The 20,948-nt window shown below is 62.9% G+C and carries 19 protein-coding genes; 4 read left to right on the plus strand and 15 right to left on the minus strand.

The window, feature by feature from the left end:
- Positions 1-50: 50 nt before the first annotated feature.
- From HX613_RS12480 to argC, 4 genes are read right to left on the minus strand one after another with little or no spacing between them, the layout of a single operon-like run.
- On the minus strand, positions 51-1,268 hold the full coding sequence (locus tag HX613_RS12480; protein WP_235345630.1) for an acetylornithine transaminase: 1,218 nt from the start codon (positions 1,266-1,268) through the stop codon (positions 51-53).
- Positions 1,261-2,262: an acetylglutamate kinase gene (argB, locus tag HX613_RS12485; protein WP_235345631.1), complete on the minus strand. Its 1,002-nt coding sequence runs from the start codon at positions 2,260-2,262 to the stop codon at positions 1,261-1,263. Before argB ends, HX613_RS12480 begins: the two co-directional genes overlap by 8 nt.
- Positions 2,259-3,437, minus strand: a complete 1,179-nt coding sequence (gene argJ / locus HX613_RS12490) for a bifunctional glutamate N-acetyltransferase/amino-acid acetyltransferase ArgJ (protein WP_235345632.1) — start codon at positions 3,435-3,437, stop codon at positions 2,259-2,261. The genes argB and argJ overlap by 4 nt, the downstream gene beginning before the upstream one ends.
- The gene (argC, locus tag HX613_RS12495; protein ID WP_235345633.1) at positions 3,434-4,543 is read right to left on the minus strand and encodes an N-acetyl-gamma-glutamyl-phosphate reductase; all 1,110 of its coding nucleotides are present in this window, start codon (positions 4,541-4,543) and stop codon (positions 3,434-3,436) included. The genes argJ and argC overlap by 4 nt, the downstream gene beginning before the upstream one ends.
- Positions 4,544-4,587: 44 nt before the next feature.
- Between argC and HX613_RS12500 the strand changes: the two genes are divergently transcribed.
- The gene (locus HX613_RS12500; RefSeq protein WP_235345634.1) at positions 4,588-5,562 is read left to right on the plus strand and encodes a quinone oxidoreductase family protein; all 975 of its coding nucleotides are present in this window, start codon (positions 4,588-4,590) and stop codon (positions 5,560-5,562) included.
- A 376-nt stretch (positions 5,563-5,938) separates the two neighbouring features.
- Complete coding sequence (locus tag HX613_RS22220; protein WP_268826841.1) at positions 5,939-6,070, plus strand: hypothetical protein; 132 nt, start codon at positions 5,939-5,941, stop codon at positions 6,068-6,070.
- 112 nt (positions 6,071-6,182) lie between these two features.
- Here the strand turns inward: HX613_RS22220 and HX613_RS12505 are convergent, their stop codons facing one another.
- Entirely contained in the window at positions 6,183-6,638 is a 456-nt protein-coding gene (locus HX613_RS12505) for a helix-turn-helix domain-containing protein (protein ID WP_235345635.1), read from the minus strand.
- A gap of 37 nt (positions 6,639-6,675) precedes the next feature.
- Here HX613_RS12505 and HX613_RS12510 point away from each other — a divergent pair, with 37 nt between their 5' ends.
- A complete protein-coding gene (locus tag HX613_RS12510) occupies positions 6,676-6,999 on the plus strand; it encodes a hypothetical protein (RefSeq protein WP_235345636.1) in 324 nt (107 codons plus the stop codon).
- A 44-nt stretch (positions 7,000-7,043) separates the two neighbouring features.
- Here the strand turns inward: HX613_RS12510 and HX613_RS12515 are convergent, their stop codons facing one another.
- The 10 genes from HX613_RS12515 to HX613_RS12560 all read right to left on the minus strand — a co-directional run bounded on the left by HX613_RS12515 (position 7,044) and on the right by HX613_RS12560 (position 20,070).
- Complete coding sequence (locus tag HX613_RS12515) at positions 7,044-7,553, minus strand: hypothetical protein (protein ID WP_235345637.1); 510 nt, start codon at positions 7,551-7,553, stop codon at positions 7,044-7,046.
- 4 nt (positions 7,554-7,557) lie between these two features.
- Positions 7,558-8,487: a hypothetical protein gene (locus HX613_RS12520; protein ID WP_235345638.1), complete on the minus strand. Its 930-nt coding sequence runs from the start codon at positions 8,485-8,487 to the stop codon at positions 7,558-7,560.
- Positions 8,488-8,539: 52 nt separating this feature from the next.
- Entirely contained in the window at positions 8,540-9,382 is an 843-nt protein-coding gene (locus HX613_RS12525; protein ID WP_235345639.1) for an HNH endonuclease signature motif containing protein, read from the minus strand.
- A 36-nt stretch (positions 9,383-9,418) separates the two neighbouring features.
- Positions 9,419-11,743, minus strand: coding sequence for a DEAD/DEAH box helicase family protein (locus HX613_RS12530; protein ID WP_235345640.1), 2,325 nt, complete (start codon positions 11,741-11,743; stop codon positions 9,419-9,421).
- Between the two features lie 2 nt (positions 11,744-11,745).
- Entirely contained in the window at positions 11,746-13,650 is a 1,905-nt protein-coding gene (locus tag HX613_RS12535; protein WP_235345641.1) for a site-specific DNA-methyltransferase, read from the minus strand.
- A gap of 963 nt (positions 13,651-14,613) precedes the next feature.
- The gene (locus tag HX613_RS12540) at positions 14,614-15,918 is read right to left on the minus strand and encodes an MFS transporter (protein ID WP_235345642.1); all 1,305 of its coding nucleotides are present in this window, start codon (positions 15,916-15,918) and stop codon (positions 14,614-14,616) included.
- Positions 15,915-17,249, minus strand: a complete 1,335-nt coding sequence (locus tag HX613_RS12545) for an MFS transporter (protein WP_235345643.1) — start codon at positions 17,247-17,249, stop codon at positions 15,915-15,917. The genes HX613_RS12540 and HX613_RS12545 overlap by 4 nt, the downstream gene beginning before the upstream one ends.
- A 36-nt stretch (positions 17,250-17,285) precedes the next feature.
- Positions 17,286-18,434, minus strand: coding sequence for a galactonate dehydratase (gene dgoD, locus HX613_RS12550; protein WP_235345644.1), 1,149 nt, complete (start codon positions 18,432-18,434; stop codon positions 17,286-17,288).
- A 48-nt stretch (positions 18,435-18,482) separates the two neighbouring features.
- Positions 18,483-19,097 (minus strand): 2-dehydro-3-deoxy-6-phosphogalactonate aldolase, encoded by a 615-nt coding sequence (locus HX613_RS12555; RefSeq protein ID WP_235345645.1) that lies wholly within the window; start codon positions 19,095-19,097, stop codon positions 18,483-18,485.
- A complete protein-coding gene (locus HX613_RS12560) occupies positions 19,090-20,070 on the minus strand; it encodes a 2-dehydro-3-deoxygalactonokinase (protein WP_235345646.1) in 981 nt (326 codons plus the stop codon). The genes HX613_RS12555 and HX613_RS12560 overlap by 8 nt, the downstream gene beginning before the upstream one ends.
- A 76-nt stretch (positions 20,071-20,146) precedes the next feature.
- Between HX613_RS12560 and HX613_RS12565 the strand changes: the two genes are divergently transcribed.
- Positions 20,147-20,947, plus strand: coding sequence for an IclR family transcriptional regulator (locus HX613_RS12565; RefSeq protein ID WP_193078926.1), 801 nt, complete (start codon positions 20,147-20,149; stop codon positions 20,945-20,947).
- Position 20,948 lies beyond the last annotated feature (1 nt).

Here is a 20,948-nt window from a genome sequence, read left to right on the forward strand (position 1 = left end):
GGTCGATGGCCCGTTCGCCGAGGTGGCCGCTAGGTGGGCGGCGAACGTGTTCAGCCGTGCAGCAGTCCGGGCAGGGCGGTCAGGAACGGTGCGAGATCGTCTTTCGTGATGATCAGCGGTGGTGCCAGGCGCAGGCGTCCGGGTGCGACGGGGTTGATGATGAACCCGGCCTCGAGAGCGCGGGCGGCGATCGCCTTCTCATCGAGGCCCTCGGCCAGTTCGAGGCCCAGTAGCAGTCCGGTGCCGGTGACCTTCTCGATTCCGTCGATGGTCAGCAGCTGTTCGCTCAGCCAGGCTCCAGTGTCGCGGGTGTGGTCGAGTAGGTTCTCGGCATCGATGGTTTCGAGGACGGCCAGTCCGGCCGCGCAGGCGATGGGGTTTCCGCCGAAGGTGGTCCCGTGCTGTCCGGCCTCGAGGAGTTTGGTGTTGGCATCGCCGACGGTGATGGTGGCCCCGATCGGCATGCCTCCGCCCAGGCCCTTCGCCGAGGTGATGATGTCCGGGACGACGCCTTCGCCGATCTCCGGGTTCTGGTAGGCGAACCACGATCCGGTCCTGGCCACACCGGACTGGACCTCGTCGAGGACGAGGAGGGCCCCTGCCTCTCGGGTGAGCTCACGGACCTTGGTGAGATAGCCGGCCGGGTGCTGCCGGACTCCGACCTCGCCCTGTACGGGTTCGATGAAGACGGCGGCAGTGGTGTCGTTGATGGCGGCGGCGAGCGCGTCGGCGTCCCCGTAGGGAATATGGACGACGCCGGGCACTCCGGGTGCGAAGGGTTCGCGGTAGGCGGCCTTGGCCGTCAGCGCGAGCGCGCCCATGGTCCGGCCGTGGAAGGCACCCTCGATGGCGATGATGATCGGGCGTGATCCACCCCCAGCGCGGCGGGCCATCTTGAAGGCGGCCTCATTGGCTTCGGCGCCGGAGTTCGAGAAGAACACGGCCGAACCGCTGGGCAGGTCGAGGACCTCGTGAAGTTTTTCAGCGAGCGCGATCTGCGGTGGTGAGGTGAAGAAGTTCGAAATGTGGCCCAGGGTCGACGCCTGCTCGGTGATGGCCTTGACCCAAGCGGGGTGGCAGTGACCGAGCGCGTTGACGGCAATGCCGGCCAGCAGGTCGAGGTATTCCTTGCCCGAGGCGTCCCACGCGTGCACGCCCGCTCCGCGGACGAGGTCGAGCTGGGGTGAGCCGAAGACCGGTGAGAGGACCCTGGAGAAGTCATCGCGCCAGGTCTGCGCCTGGTCTGTCACAGCGTTTGTCTCATTCATCGTTCGTCTCCTCCGTGCTTGTCTCGTGTCCCTCACCCTTGTGCCCGTCACCCAGTGGTGCGGGTTCGACGACGGTGTCTTCGACCATGGTGCCGATGCCCTCGGAGGTGAAGACCTCGAGGAGAAGCGAGTGCGCCATGCGGCCGTCGATGATGTGGGCCTGCTGCACCCCGTGCTCGATGGCCTCGAGTGCCGCGGTCATCTTCGGGATCATGCCGGCGTCGAGGCTGGGCAGCAGTTCGCGCAGCTTCTTCGGTCCTATGCGCGAGATCAGGCTCGAGGTGTCGGGCCAGTTGGCGTAGAGGCCTGGCACATCGGTGAGCATGATCAGCTTGTCGGCACGCAAGGCTTTCGCGACGGCGGAGGCGGCGAGGTCGGCGTTGATGTTCAGCGGCTTGCCTGCTTCACCGTCGATCTCCGAGGCGATCGAGCAGATGACGGGCACCCGTCCGGCATCGAGGAGCTCGGTGAGCACTGTGGTGTTGACTTCGGCGATCTCGCCCACCCGGCCGAGGTCGATGACTTCACCGTCCACCTCGGCGTGGGTCTTGTTGGCCAACAGCAGGTCCGCGTCCTCACCGGAGAGCCCGATCGCGGCGTTGCCGTTCTGGTTGATGCGGGAGACGATGTCGCGGTTGACCTGGCCGGAGAGGACCATGCGGATGACCTCGGCCGCTTCTTCGCTGGTGACTCTCTGTCCGGCCTTGAACTCGCTTTGAATACCCAAGCGAGCCAGCATCTTCGTGATCTGGGGTCCGCCGCCGTGGACGACGACTGGTCGGATGCCCGCGAAGCGCAAGAACGCGATGTCATCGGCGAAGGACTGCTGCAGCTCCGGGGAGATCATCGCGTTGCCGCCGTACTTGATGACGATCGTGGCACCGGCGAAGGTCTTGATCCACGGCAGCGCCTCGGTCAGGGCCTCGGCCTTGACCTGGGCGGCGGCGAGCCGGGCGGCCGTTGACTTCGTGGACATGTCGTGTGGGTTGCTCATGTGGAGTAGGCGCTGTTCTCTTCGACGTAATCGTGGGTGAGGTCCGAGGTCCAGACCGTGGCGGTGTGATCTCCTGCGTGGAGGTCGATGACGACGTCGACGTTGCGCCCGAATTCGACCTTCTCTGGGTCCTCATAGGGGCCAGAGGCCCGGCACACCTCGGTGCCGTTGATGATCACGTCGATGGCCGTGGGGTCGAAGGTCGCCGAGGTGGTTCCCACCTGGGCAACAACACGTCCCCAGTTCGGATCCTGACCGAAGATCGCTGCCTTGAACAGGGCCGAACGTGACACGGAGCGGGAGACCTCGACGGCCTCGGCTTCACTGGCCGCACCCTGCGTGGTGATGGCGATGTCGTGGTGGGCGCCTTCGGCGTCGACGTGGAGCTGGTGCATGAGGTCGAGGCAGAGTTCGCGCAGCAGGTTCGTGAACTCATCTGTATCGACTGCCGCGTCGTGGGCGCCGGAGGACATGAGGATGACGGTGTCATTCGTCGACATACACCCGTCGGTGTCGAGGCGATCGAAGCTCTGACTCGTCGAGGCCCGCAGAGCCTGATCGAGCACGGCCTGGTCGACCTTCGCGTCGGTGGTGATGACGACGAGCATGGTGGCCAGGCCCGGGGCGAGCATTCCTGCGCCCTTGGCCATGCCGCCGATCGTGTACCCGCTGCTGCCTTCGCGGGTGGCGGTCTTGGCGACGGTGTCGGTGGTCATGATCGCTTCGGCGGCGTGCTCGCCACCGGTCACCGTGTCCTCGGCTGCTGCCACGAGTGGCGGGAGGTGGTCGATGATGGTGTCGCGGAAATCCTGGCCGCCGACGCCGATGAGTCCGGTCGAGCAGACGAGAACGTCTTCGGTCGCTGTTGCAGTGCCGGCCTCGGTGAGGAGATCGGCAGTGGTCTGGGCCGTCAGCGTGGTCGTCTCATACCCGAAGTCGCCGGTGTAGCAGTTGGCTCCCCCGGAGTTGAGGACGACGGCGCGGGCCTGACCGTTCGCGGATACCTTCTGGGACCACAGGACGGGGTTGGCCTTGCAGCGGTTCGAAGTGTAGACGGCGGCGACGGCAGTGTCGGGGCCGGTGTTGATGACGAGCGAGAGGTCTTTGGTCCCGCTGGGTTTGAGTCCGGCGGTCAGGCCGGCGGCTGTGAAGCCGAGTGGTGCGGTCACGCTCATGGTGCGACTCCTTCAAGGGGAAGTGCGGTGGTCTCGTCGAGGCCGAGGGCAAGGTGGATGGACTGCAGTGCCTGGCCGGCAGTGCCACGGACCAGATTGTCCAGGGCCACGACAATCAGGATCTTGCCTGCCCGTTCGTCGACGGTGAACTGGATGTGCGCGAGGTTCGATCCGGTCGTCGAGGAGGTGCGCGGCCACTGGCCCTCGGGCAGGACGTGGACGAAGGGTTCGTCTGCGTAGGCCTGTTCGAAAGCCTGTGCTAGCTGGTCCTTGAGTGCCACAGCGTCGAGGAAGCCCTCGGCGGTTCGGCGTGCGGACTCCCCCGCGTCGGCCGTGATGGTGGCGAGGATTCCGCGGGCCATGGGCACGAGCGTCGGGGTGAAGGAGATCCGGGTCGGGCCCTCTGCGGCGGCGGCACCGAGGGCTCCGTTGAGGTTCTGTTCGATCTCGGGCACGTGCCGGTGGGTGCCGCCCGTGCCATATGGAGAGGCATCTCCGAGGACCTCGGCCGCGGTCAGGTGCGGTTTGAGTGCCTTACCGGCTCCGGAGACGCCATTGGCCAGAACCGCGTTGAGTCCAGCAGGAGCGGCGAGACCGGCCTGGATGAGCGGAGCGAGCCCGAGAGTCACGGCAGTGACATTGCAGCCGGGCACGGCGATGCGATTCGCGTCCTTGAGTGCTTCGCGCTGCTTCATGCCGTCGGCGGTGAGCAGCTCGGGCAGACCGTAGGTCCAGGTGCCCTGGTGGGTCGAGCCGTAGAACTTCTCCCAGGCGGCGGCGCTGATGAGGCGGTGGTCGGCGGCGAGGTCGACGATGAGCGTCTCGGGGCCCGACTGTTCGAGCTCGGCCGCTATCGTCCCGGACTGACCGTGCGGGAGGGCGAGGATGACGACATCGTGGCCGGCGAGCACCTCGGCGGTGGACTCCTTGACCACGAAATCGGAATATCGGGCAAGATGGGGTTGATGTCGGCCGAGCGTCTCGCCCACGGAGGAATGTCCGCACACCGTGGTGACGTTGAGATGAGGGTGAGTGCTCAGCAACCGGAGGACCTCTCCCCCGGCGTATCCGGTGGCACCGGAGACGGCAACCGTAAGATCATTCATATGTATAACTATACCAGCACATTAAATTATATGCAGGAGGCGTGATGACCCAGGCTATTCAGGCGATGCGAGCAGGTGGACCCGAGGTTCTCGAGTTCAATGAGGTCGACACCCCTCGGCCCGGTCCTGGTGAGGTCCTCGTTGACGTCGCGGCCGCGGGCGTGAACTTCATCGACACGTATCGTCGCTCGGGCACGTATCCCATGAGCTACCCGCACATCGTCGGCTCCGAGGGCACCGGTCACATCGCCGAGGTGGGCGAAGGTGTGGCGAGCTGGTCCGTCGGCGATCGCGTCGCCTGGCACGAGGGCCCGGGTTCGTACGCGACCCAGGTCGTCGTCAAGACCGATAACCTGTTGCGTGTGCCCGAGGGCGTGAGCACCGAGGTCGCCGCCGCGATGCCGCTGCAGGGTCTGACCGCCCAGTACCTGGCCACGAGTTCACATGAGATCAAGCCCGGCCACACTGCTCTGGTCCATGCCGGTGCCGGCGGAGTCGGGCTCCTGCTCACCCAGATCATCAAGCACCTGGGCGGCAATGTCATCTCGACCGTAAGCACCGAGGAGAAGGCTGAGCTGGCTCGCAAGGCCGGAGCCGACGAGGTGTTCCTCTACGGCGAAGGCGCCGACATCACAGCGGAGGTCAAGGAACTCACCGACGGCGAGGGCGTCGAGGTCGCCTACGACGGGGTAGGCAAGACCACCTTCGATGCCTCGCTCGCATCGCTCAAGCCGCTGGGTTCAATGGTGCTCTTCGGCGGAGCCTCGGGTCAGGTGCCTCCGTTCGACATCCAGCGACTCAACGCATCGGGCGGAATCTTCCTTTCCCGTCCGTCGCTGGCTTGGTTCGTGCGGTCGTCGGAGGAGCTGGCGAAGCGCTCCTCCATGCTGTTTAACGGCATCGAGCACGGGTGGCTGAACTTCCGCGTGGGTGCCACGTTCCCGCTGGCTGATGCCGCGGACGCGCACCGAGCGCTTGAGGGTCGGGAGACTACTGGAAAGGTTGTGCTTACCGTGTGATTCGTCGTCGGCAGTTGGGGCTCAGAATCCTTGTGAGTACGTATCATTCTGGGCCCCGCATTTGGCGCAGGCGCCCGTCCCGGGAGTTGAACAATCCTATGCCCCAGGCACAAAATCAACACCGTATTTTTCTATTTTTTTCGCCGCATCGACGCGAGCCGTCTCGACCGCCATGAACTCGGATCTCAAATTTTTACATGTAGCGGAATCCCACGGAAACTCATGACAACGACACGAACTCTAAGGGTGCCGCGTTTCCTGTGTTCTAGAGGCAGACGCCACAGAAACTCTCGGACTCGACCCCAGACCAAGCCAATTTGGAGCCACGCCGAATCGACGTAACCGTGGGGTTCTTGGTGGCAGAAGGTGAGTGCGCATGATCGCCAACTGCACCAACTGCGACAATGAGCTCGGCAAACTGTTCGTATTAATCGACCGACACACCGGCTTCTGCCTCGACGGCGCCGAGAAGCGCACAGCAACGATCGACCGACAGCAGACTGAATAACAAAGCGCCTCCCAGGTGTGCATCCATCCAATTGGGTTCGGGGAACGCTTTCGTTGTACTCAGTTCAGCCCCGGCCTCACTCTCGCAGCGGAGTTGGCGCCATTCGTCATTGCTACTTTATGCCATATGGATCGCCCGAGCGTTGCCGGTAGTCGCGAACGAACCCAGCCACAGCAGTGTATGACCGCCCCAGGAGCTCGGCACGTTCCGCGATCGACAGGTCTGTGCGCGTGTACGCAACCACAGCATCGTCGCGAGTCCAAGGTCGCCATTGGTTCGGTGCCAGCGACCGCCCGAACTTGCCGGCTGCCGGCCGTACGTCCCATTCTCTGAACCACTTGCCCAACGTCGACTCGTTGATGCCCACCGAGGCAGCAATGTCGGCGATGCTCTCACCGGCTATTCGCCTCTCCGCTACTTCGTAGCGCACCCGCTCCCTGGTCTCTCGAGTCGTGTACTGACGCGTCTGGTTAGGGCCGAGCCCGCGTTTGTACCGTGCGTAGCACCGTTTGCACAGGCCACGCACCACTGAGGTGCGGTCACACCACACGACAGCACACACGCTCATGGCATAAGAATAAGGCACCACTGCTGGAGGTACCACCATGGCTTGGAAGACCATTGTTGAGAGTGTGACTGTGCACTATCCGCAGTTCACGGTGACCGGCTCCATCGAGCACGACGCGGAGCAAGCGGCACTTGCTCAGATCGACGTCGAAACCGGTGAGGATGAGGTGCTCTCCGTCGATCTCTCTGAGTACGGCTATGTGCCCGCTCCCGGGGAGATCTTCGTGAAGGATTGGTCGGAGCACCGAGGATTCCCTGCTGCGTTGCAGGCGGCAGGCGTCGGCGACATCATCGAAGAAGTCTTCGTGGGACCATTCGTGTCGAGGGCGCACAGGGTGCGACTTGTGAGGCGATCACACTAGAGATGTGTGCCTGCGAAGACCAATGACGGTCACGTGCGGCGGAGTCAGATCCGACGCATCGCGATGCGCTCGTAGGCCCTGCGCAGCCGCTTGAGGCACATGCCGATCACGACGAGGAAGTGAACCGTCGCAGCAACCGCCACGCCTGTCAGAACGGACCCTATCCGGTCGTCCCCGATCCACTTCCCGGCGTCACCGACGACGAGGAACAGTGCTAGAGCAAGACCCCAGAGGATGGCCCACAGAGTGTTCGCCATGCATTCGTCCACGAGTACGTAGTCGTCCTCCCCGAGCCTCTTGTCCGTGCCCAGAGTGACGCGCAGCTGGAACAGGAACACGGCCATGGCGAAGAGCAGCCCGGCCACAATTGAGATACCCGACACGGCAGCACTGACCTCGCCCATCTTGGCCCCGAGTTTCCAGGCGGCCACGCCAGCGCCCAAAGGAAGGACCATCTGCCAGACGATGGCCGACCAGTCGGGACGTCCCGTGCGGTTGTCGTAGAGCGTGCGGAAGTGATCGGTGGGCACGCTCCAGAGAGACGCCTTGCCCATCTCGTCACGCCCCTTGCTGTGGCGGTCTGCTCCATGCCACATCCCACTCGCCGCCGGTCCGTGCTGACAGGTCGCGTACCTTCTCTGTGCACGTCTCCACCAGCTTATCGACGTCGAGAGCCTCCTCGTTGGAGTCGTTGAGCACCTCGCGGATCGCGGGTGCCCCCTCTGAGCCAAGTTGGAACTTCTTCGTCCGCCCGTTGCGCAGCATCGTCACGAAGACGTCGTGATCCTCGGGCAACTCGTCTACCGCAACCACCTCCGCCGCCACGCTGGTGCGGTGCAGTTCCCCGAGGAGCTTGCCCGGAAAGACACCACGCTTTTCCGGCCGCGCGACGTGCGACACCCTCCCCACCTTTACTGTCAGGCCGTCCGCGACGTCCGCGCTCTTGCCCGTAACGCGCACCTCCACTTCTGTGAGTTTAGCCGCCTCCCGCCACGTCTCGCCTTCGGTGACCGGAGCGGCTTCCATGGTGATCTGATCGGTGTAGCGACTGAAGTATTTCTTGAACAGACGCAAGATGTGTCCGCCCGCCGAACCCCTCGACGACTCCTCGGAGAGAAAATGCGTTCGTTCTCCGCGCTCCGGCACGAACAGCATTGCCCGGTTCTCTCCGGTGGGCGCCTGGTGGTCCTCGATCTGGCCGACAGGGTCGCCGGTGCTGATGTCCACGAGGTCTCCGGGCTCGCCGTAGGCGCCCACCCGCAGGTCGAGCATTATCACGCGAGGCGCGTAACGCACCACTTCCGCGACGCTCACCCATGTTTGCCGCTTCTCGTTGTGCGTGTCGGAGGTATTCAAGCCCTTCGCCCACGTCTCGAAGACGTCCAGAAGGTCTTCACCATTGAGGTCGGCGGGCGCGAAGCTTGCTGGGTTCCGCTTGAACTTCTGGTGGAAGGTCAGCTCCGATACGGTTAGGACGCGACGGCCCATAGGTTCCTCCTCGGCGTAGTAAACAAACGCGTGGCGCACACGGTGGTCAACATCAGGCGTCCAACACCGAGAAGTCGAGGTCATCGATAATTCGTCGGATCACGTCGGCGTCACCCTCTGCGAGTTCGTCAATCGCCACGAAGAGATCCCAGCCGACGCTGTCTGCAGTCGGATCCACCAGAACGAAGTACCAAAGACCTTCGTCATCTTCGATCGAGAGAAGTCCGTCGTGTTCCAGAGACAGCGCTCTGCGCTTCAGTTCGTCGGGTGTAACTGATGAGGAAACCGCCTCGATCCTCGTTGTCGTGGCTCGGATTCTGGTAGAACCCCAGTGGTTCTCTGCTTTTCCGTGGACGAGGACGAGAGAGATGACATCGCGGAGAGCAGCTGGTTGCTTGAGTAGAGCATCAACGAAGGGAGTCGCCATCAGAACATTCTCTCGAATTTCATCTTCGGTCATGTTGGTGCAGAAGCCGTCGAGCGCACATAGGTTCTCAGGGCGCTTGACGACCTGCCCTGCGGTGCTGTCGATGATGCGTCCCAGCCCAAGAAGAGCCGTCCTGAACTTGGCCTCATGTCGCGCTTTGATGCCTCGGACCACGTCGACGGTGTAGATCAACTCCAACTTCTTGTTGTCGATCTTGGTGTGATGGTTAGGGCACATGAGCACGAGATTCGACGATTCGCGTAGTTCCTCATTCGTAAGGTTGTGATCTCCTCGCGCGGAGCCCTGTTTGACCCCGAAAATGTGCGCGACCTCGCAGTTCCAGTTCCCGTCCGGCTGAAGCAAGACCTCAGTACAGCCTGTGAAGGCGCACTGGTTTCCTGAATAGAGGTATAGCTCTCGCGTCGTTCCGTCGACCGGCGGGAGCCGCTTTCGACCTGAGTCCGACATCCTTCTCCTCCTTTCGGGAGCTGGCAGATGCTCCTATTATCCGGCTTTGAAGCTCTTCGCGACCGAGGCAAGGTCCTCGAACTCCTGGGTTCGCAGGGATCGATCGCTGCCGAGCGCCCACACTGAGAAGCCCTCCTTGCCGTCCGGTGTGCCGTCCGCCTTGAAAGTTCCCTCGGTCACGAACTTCACCTCGACGGTAGTTGAGACGTCCTTGTGCGGCTGGATCGACAGGAGCTTCCGGCGAGCATCGCCCTCGACCAGGTGATTGCCCTTCGTGTCGACGCAGAGCACCCTGTCGCCGGACCACACCAGGAAGTCGGGGAAGAACCACACCGTCTGCCCGAGGGAGACGAGAGGGATCTTGTAGCCCGTCTGAGAGCGGTTCCTCGCCCACGGCAGGCCGGTCTCGTCGAGTGCCCGGGCGAACCTCAGCTCGAACGGCCGCAGATCGTCGTAGCCCTCGTGCAGAGCGTTCTTGAACGTTTCCATCGACCCGCGACGTGCTAGCGTACTGCCGATTTCGTACGGCTTCGGTTTCAACTGCTTCACCACAGCGTGGCGGAGGTACTCGTCGACCGCTTCGGCGGCGTAGTCGGTCAAGCTGGCGTAAGCGGTGCTGCCGACGCCGACTTTGGCGTCGAACTTCTGCGAGTCAGTCTCCATGATCGAGAGCGACGGACGGTACCTTCGGGCGACCTCGCGGCGGAACACCCAGCGGGCGTTCACTCGATTCGACTGCTCGAAGTCGACCCATTCCGAGTCTTTCGCCTCTCCTGCGCCGATCGCCTGCTGCACAGTCCTGCGCCGTCCGACACCGCGGGTGTTCACGGTATCCCGGCTGTAGTCGTGAACCTTCGCGAGAACTTTTGAGACCGGCTCGACTGTGGGGCCGTTGTCAATCGCCGTGCGTGGCACGGATCGCGACTCTTTGGTTTCGAGGCTCGCTGGCAGTTCCGACCCAGGAGGCGATGTGAGGATACGAACCTCGGGCGCATCTCCGCCGAGCCCCTTGCGGACGTCCTCGACGACCTGCGTGAACGTGTCGTTGCGGTCGACGCGGACGTAGAAGTGGGCTGTGTTCAGCCGGTCAGACTCGTAGTGCGTCGCGCCCGGCTGACGCAGCACGCGGCCAACAACCTGAGTGATCTGGATCGACGACTCCATCGTCTTATCGACGTAGGCGAAGTAGACGCTCGGATCGTCCCAACCCTCCTGGAGGGTCCTGTTGAAGATGATGTGACGGTAGTCGCCCGCCACGAAGTCGTCGTAGTCGCTCTCACCGCCGTTGAAGAGGACAAAGTCGGACGGCAACGGGAAATCACGATCGGTCTTGAGGTCGGCGTAGACGGCCACCTCGTCGGCCGGGACGCCGCATTGCTCGGTGAGGTAACGCCAGATCAGTATCGGCGGTGCTTGCCGCTGGTCGAACGGCTGCTTGGGATCGTCCGTCTGCCCCGCATCGTCGGCGAGGATGTTCGTGTTGCAGACGTAGATCGCTTTCGGCCGGAAGCTCAGTCTCTCCGCCCCCGCGGCCGCTTCAGTCTCCTCCATGTCGGCGAGCAGCTCAGAGACCGTCTCCTGCATCGGTGCGTTGAGCCCGTCGAGCGAGATCATGCCCTTCACGAGCCCCGAGGATACCACGGTGGAAGACTTGACGGAGGTGATCAGATCCTCGTCCTGATAATCGGCCTGCGTCCGGAGCTGCTGGATGACCTCGGTGTCGAACCGGGCCGGGAACTGTAGCGTCGCGCTGGCCAGGAGGAACACCGACGGCTGCTGCTCCAGCAGCAGGGTCGTCTGCTGATCGCTGAGGTTCTGAGCCTCGTCGTAGACCACCACGAGAGGGCGACGTGTGCCGTCGGCCGTCTCGCGCGTCTTGAGCGACTCCCAACGGGTCGACTCGATCTCGTCGGTATCGAGCGCGTAGATCTTGAGATTGCTCTCTTCCTTGTCCTTCTGGTTGAAGGTCCCGACGGTCGCGAAGTAGAGCAGTGCCTCGCTCGAATCGGCGACGTCCGCCGGGTCATACTCGCTGAGCAACCGCACCGTGACATCTGTGAGCAGGTGGTCGTACTTTCCACCCCCGGCGAGGTTGGCGTAGCTCTGCTGCACCACCACCTTGCCCTTCGACAGCCAGAGGATCACCGGCGGCACCTCTGACATTGCGACGATCTCGCTCACCGCTTGGGCAAGGATGGCCGTCTTGCCCGAGCCCGTGATGGAGGAGAGCGCCTGGTAGAACGGCACCTCTCGACGCTTCGCGCCCCGACCGAAGCTGAGCGGCTCATCGCTGTACTTGATGTAACGGTCGGCGATCTGAGATGCCGCGTCCTGCTGGAACTGGAAAAGTTCAAGCGCCATGATCAGCCCTCCTCGGTGAACGACTCGGTGCGGACATCGAGCCCGAAGTCGGACAAAATCCGATCGGGTATCTGGTACCAGATCACGTCATCGGTCACGAGGAGGTTCCGGCGGCTGTAGACGTGGTAGACGTCAGCCAGTTCGGCTCGCTCGGCCTCCTCGGTGATCGCCTCGTAGACGTCCTCAGTCAGGTCCGTGTTCGAGCCAGCACCCGACCACACGAGGAAGATCCCCTCGTTGGCCGCGTTCTTCGCCACCAGGTAGGTGTACGGCTCGTTGTCTTCGTCGACCACGGGGATGAGTACCGCCGCCCTGCGGCTGCCGAGGCTGGAATGCGAGGCGATGACCGTGTCGATCATCTCGTCCCGCTCCATGAGGAGGAGTGTCTGCGCGTCGACCTTCTTCTCAAGAGTCTTGAATGTGAAACCGCTGCCCAGGCTGGTCCCTTTGACGTTATCCCACTTTCCGTTTACGACGCGCTTCAAACGGTCCGCTGTGAGCGCCCGGGCGTAGGAGTCGCCCCGCTCCGGTCGCCCCTGCTCGACGAGGATGAACCGCCGATCACCGCCGGATACCGAGTTCAGAGCCAGTACAGCGTGTCCGGTGGTTCCAGATCCGGCGAACGGATCGAGCACCGTTCCGTCGGTGGGAACCCAGAGCTGGATCAGTTTCATCATCAGCTTCAGCGGCTTCACGGTGGTGAAGCCGTGTCCTCGGCCGACGATCGCCGTGAGTTCGCTCGCTCCATCAGCACTACGGCCCGACTCTTCGTAGTCCCACGACGTCGAGCCCAGCTCGACGGGGAGACCGAGATCGTCATCAGCCCAGTATGTGACGGGGACCTTCCCCTTCTTGATCTGCTCCAGGTAGGTCTTGGTGCGCGGTCTACCCTGTCCGTCGCGGCCGAACCAGATGAACGGCCATTCCGGCTCTGCCAGACGCGCCTCAGCTCGTTTCGCGGCATCCGGAGCGAAACCATCTTTCAAGACAAGAGCTTTCACCTTGCCGTCCCCGAGGGCCTTCTCGACATAGGCCGAACCCCACTGGCTCAGCCACTCCTTGATGTTCCGCTTCGGATGCGCCCAGGCCCGCTCGCCGGGCGGGTAGAAAACCTCGCCGGTAAACGGTGACTGGATACCGAAGTCGCCAGATGTGCTGTAAGTCCTGGCCGAGAGGTTGTTCTCGCGCCAGAGTCCACGCGAGTCGTTGTCCGGATTCCCGTAGCGCCGATTGTCGGCGTCCGTCCGTTCAAGGGACGCGGTCCTCGCTCTGGCGATGTTACGCGCGTAGACGAGCACGTACTCGGTCGTCGTGGTGACGCCGTCCTTGTCCGAACGAGGTGCGGCTGTCTTCTGCCAGTTGATGATAGCCAAGCGGTTCTCTTCGCCAAACAGCTCGTCGAGCATCTGTCCAAGGTGGAACAGCTCACGGCTGTCGATACAAATCGCCAGCACGCCTGACGGCTTCAGCATGGCGCGCATCATCTGAAGACGCGGGTACATGAACTTCATCCACTTGGTGTGCTTCGCGGGGTCGTCGCTGCCTACGAACTCGCCCATTTCGGGATCGTTCGGGTCCTTGTCCCACTTGTCGTTGTACCGGAAGTCACCGCCGGTGTTGTACGGCGGGTCAGTCAGGATCATGTCGATCTGGCCCCGCTCGCGGTAAAGCGACGCGAGCGCCTGGAGGTTGTCGCCCTCGATCAGGAGGTTTCGTGAGCGCCCGTGCTCGTCACCGGCGCTCAGCGACTTCACCGTTCGCTGGTTGCGAGGACGCACCCGGCGGCCCAGCTGGCGAGCGAGGAGCTTCCCCGGGAAGGAGAGGTTGACCCCAGCGCCAGTCTTCTCCCTGATCATCTCGATCAGCTGCTCAACCGGTAGTTCTTCGAGCACGGTGGCGTCGTCCATCACTAGTCCCTCTGCATCGTCAGCGTTCCATAGGCGTACCCCGCTCGTGTTGCGTGCACTGTCCCGATTCTAATCGAGGGGTCAGACATGGAAGGGGCGGAAGCCCTCGACTGGCGAGCCGCGGGTCCGATCTGCGACATACCTGGGCCACTTTCCGGCCAGGGGCAGGGCAGACAGTGGCAAGAATGTGGTCAGGTGCCCGACCCTCTCCGTCGTCGCTCACGTATGGGCGGCCGCGTGGCCACACCTGGCCCGTTCTGGGCAGGATTGACGACAACGCCGCCGGAGGCGGCTCGGGATCTCTCCCCGCTAGAGCAAGCATCTTCAGCTCTGACGTGGCCGAACGTTTCAGTGTGCTGATCGCTCGGAAAGCCGCCGCGACCGAAGCGCACATAAGAATGAGTCTCTGGACGATCTCGTCACTGGTGAGTTCTGAGAAGTCGTCGATAGCCTCTGCCGCGTGCTGGACCACGACGAATGACTTCCTTTGGTAGCAGTCAGGCTGTTCTCGCCGATCGATGGGCCACCGAACGTCACGCACACCTCGTGAGTAACGGCGAGCGCCACCGGCGGGACCCGTCAGGTCAGCATCAGATCCGCTTTCGCCGCTAGCCCGCCAACCGAACGAGGGAAAGCTCCCGTGCCATGAGCGGGAATCCCCACTGACCTTCTGTACTGCAGAGCACTACTGTCATTGGTACAGGCGAATCGGCACCGCAGAGAGGCGAGCCGAGGTAGGCGTACTGATCTCCCCCTCCAGAATTCGCGCTCCAAGTTCCCAAACCCGAGCGAAAGGGTGTACTGGTGAACGTGCTTCACGGATGAAGTTTCTCCATCACTTCGATGACTTCACGACTCCAGCGGTCCCTAAACCACCTGGGACTCTCACCAGTTATTTGCTGGCGAACAACGAATTCACACGAGCGAGAAATCGTCGCATCCGCCGAAGCGGCGAATAGCCACTCATTCCTCCACCCGCTCAACCTTTCCAACAAGGAACACGTACGACAGCACACCGACAATGGTTATGGCTGCCATGTAGACGAAGGCCGGGGCGAAGTCGATGTCGGTGACGAGGAAGCCGATGACGATCGGAGTGGCGATCGAGGACAGGTTGCCGATGAAGTTGAACATACCGCCGGTCAGACCGAGCAGTCGTTCCGGCGCTAGTGCGGACACCAGCGACCAGGTGATCGAGGCGAAGCCGTTGCCGAAGAAGGCGATCGACATGAACACGATGACCAGCGCAGTCGAATCCGTGTAGTTCGCCCCGAGCATGAACACCGTCATTGCCAGACCGATGATGATCGGCAACTTGCGGGCAGTGCCAAGCGTCAGACCCTTCTTGACCATGAGGTCAGAGACCCACCCTGAGAGCAGCACACCGACGAGGGCTGCGATGAATGGCAGTGACGCCATGAAGCCCGACTCGATGTAGTCCATTCCGCGGTAATCAACGAGGTAAGTCGGGAACCAAGTGAGGAAGAACCACAGGGTCGATGTCAGACAGAACTGGCCGAGGTAGATGCCCCACAGCTTCCGCCGGGTCAGCACGACTTTCACGTCGGACCACTTGAGCTTCGGCTTGGTCTCCTTCTTCGTACCACTCTCGACGTCGACCAGTCCTCCGCCGGAGGCGATGAGGTCGATCTCGGCCTGGTTGACGCCCGACTTGTCACGCGGCTCGCGGTAGACGAACCACCAGATGGATGCCCAGATAACGCCGACGACTCCGGTGAGGATGAACACCCAGTGCCAAGTGAGAACCGTCTGCAGCCAGGACAGCACGGGGGTGAGCAACGCCAGGCCAATGAACTGGCCCGAGGTGTAGAAGGCGATGACCCGTCCGCGCTCACGCTCCGGGAACCACGCCGTGGCCACCTTGTTGTTGATCGGGTACGCCGGAGCTTCGAACCCGCCGACCAAGAGCCGGAGGATGATGAGAGCGACGAACCCGCCGGACATACCCATGAACAGCGTGGCCAAAGACCACAGCACGAGGCAGGAGGCATAGAGCACCCGCGGCCTCACCCGGTCGACGAGCCACCCGCCGGGCAACTGCATCGCGGCGTAGGTCCACCCGAATGCCGAGAGCAGAAGCCCCTGCTGGCCCGTGGTGAGATCGAACTCTTGGGACAGCGCCGGCATCGCAATGGACAGGTTGGCCCGGTCCATGTAGTTGATGACGACGGTGATGAAGAGCAGGAGCGCGATGATGTAACGCATCCGTGTCGGCCGCGTGGCCGTGTGCTCAGCGATTTTCGTCATGAGCGGGTGTCTCCGATCTCTGGGGTGGAGCTGTCTACCCGAATCGGGGCACGCAGCAGGAGCAGATAGGCAATCCCCGCGATCACCGCGACAACGGCGCCGAGGACGAATGGAATGAGGTAGGACCCCGTTGTCGTCACCAGCACCCCGGTGAGCCAGGGCGAGAGCGAGCCGGCGAAGTAGCCGCCGAAATTCTGGATGGACCCCAAAGATGCGACACGGCTTCCGGTCACGACATCAGCGGGAATCGACCAGCCCACGGCACTCAGTGCACCGCAGAAGAACAGAGCCAGGCTCATCGCTGTCAGCTGCAAAGCGAAGTGGCCGGTGGTGACTCCAACGAGGATCGAACAGATGGCGAGCGCCCCACCGTAGATGGCAGCGATCCGCCGCTTGCAGGCAAGAGGCGTCAGATGAGACCGCATCCTCGAGTACTTCGTGGTGAACCATCCGCCGAGGATTCCGCCGATGCCGCCGACAGCGAACGGGATCGCGGTGTACCAGCCAAGCGCCTCGTCAGCGACGGAATAGATGTCGCCCAGCATCAGCGGGAGGAAAGTCACGAAGATGTTGAGGGTCCACACCACAGCGACGAATCCCAGCACCATAGCCCAGGTCTGTGGCTTGGTGAAGAGACGCAGCCACGGGATGTTGCCTGTCGGAGCGTTGTTGTCTTCCTCTCTTGCCCGGATGTGCTCGAGTTCAGCCGCCGAGACCCTGCGGTCGTGTTCCGGGGACCGATAGAAGACCCAAAACCCGACCGCCACGATGATGCCGAGCACACCGAGGATGACGAACATGGCACGCCACCCGAACCCGATGATGAGGAAGGTGAGAATCGGTGGTGCCACCGCCGGGCCCCACTTGCTTCCCGAGTCGTAAACTCCGACTGCCGCTCCACGTTCCCTCGGCGGGAACCATTCGGAGACAATCTTCGCCGAGGTGGGTGAGACCGGGGCTTCGAAGACGCCGAGCAGGACGCGCGAGATCATGAAGTGCCACATGTGGTGGCCGAATGCCATGAGTGAGGTCGCGATCGACCAGAAGCCCAGTGCAATGACGTAGACCGGTTTTGCGCCGAGGCGATCCGTCAGCCATCCGCCGGGCAGCTGGAAGAACGCGTACGTCAGAGAGAACGCGGTACCCAGCAGCCCGATATCGGCAGCGGTCAGCCCCAGCTCGTCGATCATGTGTGGGGCCGCGATCGACAGCGATGATCGATCCATGTAGTTGATCATCATGGCTGCCAGCAGCCAGCCGAGGATCCACCACCGGGCTCGCCCCGGCGAGGCAGCACGACGCTGCTTAGTCGCTGCAGTCTGTGAGTTCATCCTTGAACGTCCTTCTCTCTTACCGAATCCGCCGGCTCACCATTCCGCAAAGGAGCCGTCGGCATGACGCCAGATGGGGTTACGCCATCTGTGGCCTTCGGCCGAGCGTTCGATGACGTAGTCCTCATTGACTTCGATGCCCAGCCCGGGTCCCGCAGGTATATCGATCATGCCTTCGTCGTAGTTGAACACGGAGGGGTCGGTGACGTAGTCGAGCAGGTCGTTGCTCGTGTTGTAGTGGATGCCCAGGCTCTGTTCCTGGATGAACGCGTTGTAGCTGCCGGCATCGACCTGCAGGCAGGAGGCGAGCGCGATCGGGCCCAGTGGGCAGTGCAGCGCGAGCGCGACATCGTAGGCTTCGGCCATCATCGCGATCTTCCGCGTCTCGGTGATGCCGCCGGCGTGGGAGACATCGGGCTGGATGATGTCGACGGCACCGGAGGCGATCACCTCGCGGAAGTCCCAGCGGGAGAAGAGTCGCTCCCCCAGCGCAATCGGTGTCGGGGTGTTCGCCATGACGTCACGCAGCGAGCCGAAGTGTTCGGAGAGCACCGGTTCTTCGATGAAGAGGAGTCGATAGGGTTCGAGTTCCTTGATGAGGACCTTGGCCATCGGCTTGTGCACGCGACCGTGGAAGTCGATGCCGATGCCGAAATCGTCACCAGTGGCCTCACGTACCGCCTGCACGTTCTCGATGACCTGGTCGACCTTTGTGTAGGAGTCGATGAACTGCAGCTCCTCGGTCGCGTTCATCTTCACCGCGGTGAACCCGCGGTTCTTCGTCTCCAGTGCTGCCGCAGCTGTGTCACCGGGACGGTCTCCGCCGATCCATGAGTAGGTGCGGATCCGATCCCGGACCTTCCCTCCGAGCAGCTGGTGCACCGGCTGTCCGAGAGCCTTGCCCTTGATGTCCCACAGCGCCTGGTCAATGCCTGAGATGGCGCTCATGAGGATCGGTCCACCGCGGTAGAAGCCACCGCGGTACATGATCGTCCACAGGTCCTCGATGTTTGCGGGATCCTTGCCGATGAGCAGATCAGAGAGCTCATCGACCGCGGCTGCCACTGTCGCGGCCCTGCCCTCGATGATCGGCTCGCCCCACCCGACGATCCCTTCATCCGTTTCGATCTTGAGGAACAGCCACCGAGGCGGCACGGTGTACGTCGTCATCGACGTGATCTTCATTGTTCTGGCCTTTCGTCTGGCATTGTCGTTCGCGTGTCGTCGTTGGGTTCAGTGGGCCTGGACCCACGCCGAGGCGATGGTCTGTGCCCGGTCGTGCACGTCGGCGGGGCGGTCGCCTCGGCGATAGAGCGAGGAACCGAGGCCCAGGCCGGCAGCACCGGCGTTGCGCCATTCGGCAGCGTTGTCGGCTCCCACTCCCCCGACAGGGAAGAGTTCGGTGCCTGCGGGGAGAACTTCTCGCCATGCCTTGAGTCCACTGATTCCGACTGCCGATGAGGGAAAGAGCTTGACCTTGGTGGCTCCGGCCTTGATCGCGGCGAAAGCCTCGGTCGGTGTTGTGGCACCCGGGTACGGTGTCAGTCCCAACTCGAGTGCGGTGGAGATGACCTCGCGGTCGGTATCGGGGGCGACGATGATGCGGGCACCGGCCTGCTCACACTCGCGAACCTGATCGGCGGTGAGCACCGTGCCCGCTCCGATCTCCACCTCGTTCCCGAATCGAGCGACCAACGCGGCGATCGAGGCCAAGGGGTCCGGGGAGTTGAGCGGAACTTCGATGGCGGAGAACCCGGCGGCGACGATGCCCTCGGCGATGTCGAGGACCTCGTCAGAGCGAACCCCGCGGAGGATGGCGATAAGGCCTGTGGGGACGGTGTCAGTCATTGATGTTCTCCTTGGTCGGCACGAGGCCGGATTGTTCGGCGATGCGGAAGAGTCCTGTGGCCGCGGCCCGAGGGTCCGCATCGGCCGCCTGCCTCCCCTGTCGGCGGAGGGCGCGTGAGTATCGCATCGTCAGGTCCGCGGTTCCACAGACGATGACGGGAGCTGCAGGGTCGGCTGTTGTCCTGACCTGGGCGGCCACCTCGGCGCCGATGAGCATTCCCGAGAGGTAGTCGTTGATTTCCTCGGCGTGCAGTCGTCCGTCGAGGGCCCAGGTGCGTGCGGAGAAGATCGAGGAGGTGAGCGCGGCAGGGTCGTCAGCCCCGACACTCAGTCCCCAGTCGAAGGCGTCGGGGTGGAAGTCATCAGCAGGTTCGGCCAGACGACTGAGGATCGACGAGGTGCTCAGCAGACCGAACATCTCTCCGCTCATCGAGGTGGAGAAGTCAGTCACGCGCTGGCCCTGGCACTTCACCCATTTGGTGTGCGTGCCGGGAAGGATCACTGTGGTCGCGTCGACCTGCTCTGCGTCGAGCAGGCCGAGCAGTTGGGTCTCCTCTCCACGGATGACGTCGGGGGCAGTCGCTTCGGTCGATGTCTTCTGCAGTCCGGGGACGATGCGGAGTTCGCCGATGGTCAGTTCGACTGAGGTCATATGCCTACCCAGGGCAGAAAGTTCGGTGGGCAGGTCGAGGTATCCCGCCTCGGCGACACCCTGGGTCGAACCGATCATTCCGCAGGCGAGGAGAGGGAGGTGGCCGTGATCGCTGAGCCAGTCGCCGATGGCAGCGTGAGCGAGCCGGGAGAAGTCGCCCTTGAGATCGCCGGTATCCGGACCGACGGCCATGATCCCGTCTGATCCGTTGCGTTCAGCGAGGATGCCTCCGTCGCTGTCGATGAGGAAGGCTCGCAGCGAGCTCGTCCCCCAGTCGAGGCCGATCATCTGCGGGGCCTCGGTTGGTGCCAGTTCTGTCATAAGTGCCACTATGGGCAGGTGTTCCACCATGCGCCACTAGTGTCCCTATATGTGGGATCGGTGTCATACTGTTGTGATGAGTGAGGACGCCGATACCGTTGCAAGCAATGCCATCCCCCAGGGCACGCAGACCCTGGCCAGAGGTCTGCAGATCGTCAGTGCCGTCGCCCATGGGTCCACCACGTTGAAGTCCGTCGTCGACGCCACGGGAATCGGTCGATCAAGTGCGCACAGGATGATCCAGCTGCTGGTGCACATGGGTTATCTGCGGCACGGTTCGCCGGGAGAGTTTCGCCTGGGCCCCACTCTCATCGAGTTCGGTTTCACCGCGCTCAACCAGGATCCATTGCCGGTCGTCGCCCGGGAGAGTCTTGAGGCTCTCGCGGCCCGGACACAGGACACGATTCATCTCTCGGTCGAGGATGGCGAGTCGGTGCTCTACCTCCACAAGATCCCTGGAACGCGCGGTGCTGAGATGCGCTCACGCATCGGTCACCGGATGCCGATGACGCGCACCGGTGTGGGGAAGGCTTTGCTGCTGGGGCAAGCAGAGCGATGGGAACGGATTTTCACAGCCGAGAATCCGGGGGCAGACCCAGCTGCCCTCACCGCTTTCCACGCACGAATGAAGGACTACACCTACGACGGCGCTTCCTTCGATCTTGAGGAGAACGAACCCGGCATCAGGTGTGTGGCGGCCCCTATCCGCGATGGCAGTGGGCAAATTGTCGCCGGAGTCTCGCTTTCGGCAACTCGGCCGTATATGCCTAAGGATCGAATGCAAGCGCTGGTCCCAGTGATGAAAGCTGCAGCCCGTGAAATCTCGGTGAAGCTGGGATATAGCGCCGATCGCGACCGGCCCGGAGGTCGCAACTAAT

It is taken from the genome of Brevibacterium sp. UCMA 11754 (genome assembly GCF_021532275.1).
Taxonomy (GTDB): Bacteria; Actinomycetota; Actinomycetes; order Actinomycetales; family Brevibacteriaceae; genus Brevibacterium.